The sequence below is a fragment of the Parabacteroides sp. AM17-47 genome (assembly GCF_003434625.1).
Taxonomy (GTDB): Bacteria; Bacteroidota; Bacteroidia; order Bacteroidales; family Tannerellaceae; genus Parabacteroides; species Parabacteroides distasonis.
In genome coordinates this window covers 1-2,095 of sequence record NZ_QTLI01000057.1, presented here as the reverse complement: position 1 = coordinate 2,095, position 2,095 = coordinate 1, and the positions used below count along the sequence as shown (strand labels likewise).

Annotated in this window: 4 protein-coding genes and 1 pseudogene; 4 read left to right on the top strand and 1 reads right to left on the bottom strand. The window is 41.9% G+C overall.

Annotated features, from left to right (window positions below; translation table 11 throughout):
• Window positions 1-160: 160 nt before the first annotated feature.
• The 4 genes from DW205_RS21930 (at window position 161) to DW205_RS21915 (ending at window position 1,798) form a co-directional block, all read left to right on the top strand.
• Entirely contained in the window at window positions 161-391 is a 231-nt protein-coding gene (locus DW205_RS21930; protein WP_008645914.1) for a DUF3873 domain-containing protein, read from the top strand.
• A complete protein-coding gene (locus DW205_RS21925; protein ID WP_032567514.1) occupies window positions 331-636 on the top strand; it encodes a hypothetical protein in 306 nt (101 codons plus the stop codon). Before DW205_RS21930 ends, DW205_RS21925 begins: the two co-directional genes overlap by 61 nt.
• 53 nt (window positions 637-689) lie before the next feature.
• Window positions 690-998: a hypothetical protein gene (locus tag DW205_RS21920; RefSeq protein ID WP_008645916.1), complete on the top strand. Its 309-nt coding sequence runs from the start codon at window positions 690-692 to the stop codon at window positions 996-998.
• A 164-nt stretch (window positions 999-1,162) separates the two neighbouring features.
• Entirely contained in the window at window positions 1,163-1,798 is a 636-nt protein-coding gene (locus DW205_RS21915; protein ID WP_008778212.1) for a hypothetical protein, read from the top strand.
• 72 nt (window positions 1,799-1,870) lie between these two features.
• Here DW205_RS21915 and DW205_RS21910 read toward each other — a convergent pair.
• Window positions 1,871-2,080 (bottom strand): annotated as a pseudogene (locus tag DW205_RS21910) (lysozyme); the annotation flags it as partial.
• Window positions 2,081-2,095 lie beyond the last annotated feature (15 nt).

Sequence of the window (2,095 nt, the reverse complement as noted above, 5' to 3'; positions counted from 1 at the left end):
GTCAAGGACTTTGCCGAGAAACACGAACTTGACAAGTTCTTTTATTACGGCTTCGGCTCACATCATTTCTACCTGCACCAACGCTATACGAGTAACCCCGAAATAGTGATGCAGAACAGAGTGTTGTCAGTACATTTCTAACCATCTAAAAATAACGATTATGAGTACACGGATGACCATCAACGGAGTAAGCACCTGCACGCAAGCAGGGACAGAGAAATACGAGAAGTCCCAAACGGGTATCGGCAGACGTAAGCGGACACTTATGCAATACGACTACCGCCACACGGACGGGGAATTGTTCTCTTGTGTGAAACCCACGTTAGACGAGTGCCGAGCCGCACGGGACAAGTGGCTGACGGCAAAGGAAAGAAAGGAGGACAAGCGATGAACGAAGTTGCCTACCAAACGCTGATAGTCAAGTTCAGCGAGCCAATCAAGGCATTGGACGGAATGTTTGATGATGCCGAAGCATGGGGAGTTGATACCCTGAAGGGGTGGATAGACAACTATGAAAGTAGCAGGTTTACTGCCATTGACAGCCATACGGCAGTCATAACGAGCGAGTATAACATGGAGTGGCTGAAAGAGTGGCTGGAAAGATGCACACCCATAGCCGAGAAAACTGAATTTTGAACGTTGTGGCGGTGTCCGCACCGCCACAACATAACGCCTAAAATACAACGAATATGATAGCGAAGACAATTTTGGAGCAGATAGGTGGCAGACGCTTTGCCACCATGACGGGAAGCAAAGACTTCATAGACATGGGCAACGGCTTACGCATGAGCCTTGCGAGGAACAAGACGAGTGCCAACCGCCTTGACATCATCTATGATGCAGGGGCAGACCTCTACAATATGCGCTTCTACCGCAGGACGTTCAGCAAAAAGACATTCGAGTGCAAGACGAAAGACATAGAAACGCACGAGGGGATATATTGCGATATGCTGGAGGAAATGTTCACGATGGTGACGGGGCTTTACACCCGTTTTTGAACGATGGGCGGCGAAAGCCGCCTACTTTCTTTCAGTGAGCATGATGGCGGACAAAGAAAGTAGCAAAGAAACCTTTGTTCCAATCTTCGATAAAATTCTTATTTGAATATGTAAAATTAGCCATAAAAGGCTAATTTTGCATTGTTATTTTTTTGTATATTAATATGAATATAGAAGATTTACAACTAATTGTAGAAACAATATATCAGCACAATCCATCTGCATATAAACGAGGAGGAGATGTTGAGTTGTTGAATTCTCATATAAAAGCGATGCAACATCTGAAAGAGGTCAATAAAATACATTATAAAGAATATAATTTGACTGATTTAGAAGCATTAAGTATCGTCATCCTTGAAGGCTTTGGTAGTTCTCGGTTCATACAAGAACCTCTGTATAATAGGCGTAAATTGAATGCCTTAACAGAAGTTTTAATCCAAAACTTAGATAGTGCATTAAGAAAAGCTCCTAAAAATACTCACCCTGTGTTATATGCCAATGATGGTTTTATGCGTGGTAATAATAGGATTGGAGATATTTTTACCGTAAATGGCTTTTTTACGACATCAATAGATGATTTTGATAATGCTCATTCTATAAAATGGATAATTGAGCCTTTACCGGAAGGTCAAACAAAAGCTCATGAAATATATAAAATATATAATCATGGAGAGGATTGTCCGTATCCTGAATATCAAGTGGAATTTGAAAGAGGAACAAAATTTGAGATAACTGACATAAAGAAAGGCAAAGAATATAATGTAGTTCATATAAAAGAACTGCCATCTCAAACTATCTGATAGCAGCAATATATTAGAAAATCCGATGAAGTTGCGGCTTCATCGGATTTTCTTTTGTCAGGTACTTATTATTTATGGTACATACAACAGTGCAAACTCCGCCTTTCTCCGTTTGAGCAGCATGGCGTGCCGTTTCCCCTTGTAGTTGCAGAAAGCGATATACTCCCTATAGATGTTCCTGTCGCCCGCCTCCAACTTTCGGATCAGCGTGCTTTTGGGAATCTTTCCGCTACCCAAAAGTCGATATGGACCGACATTGTAGGCAAGCGTGGCGAGTAAAAGTTATCCAAACCAAAA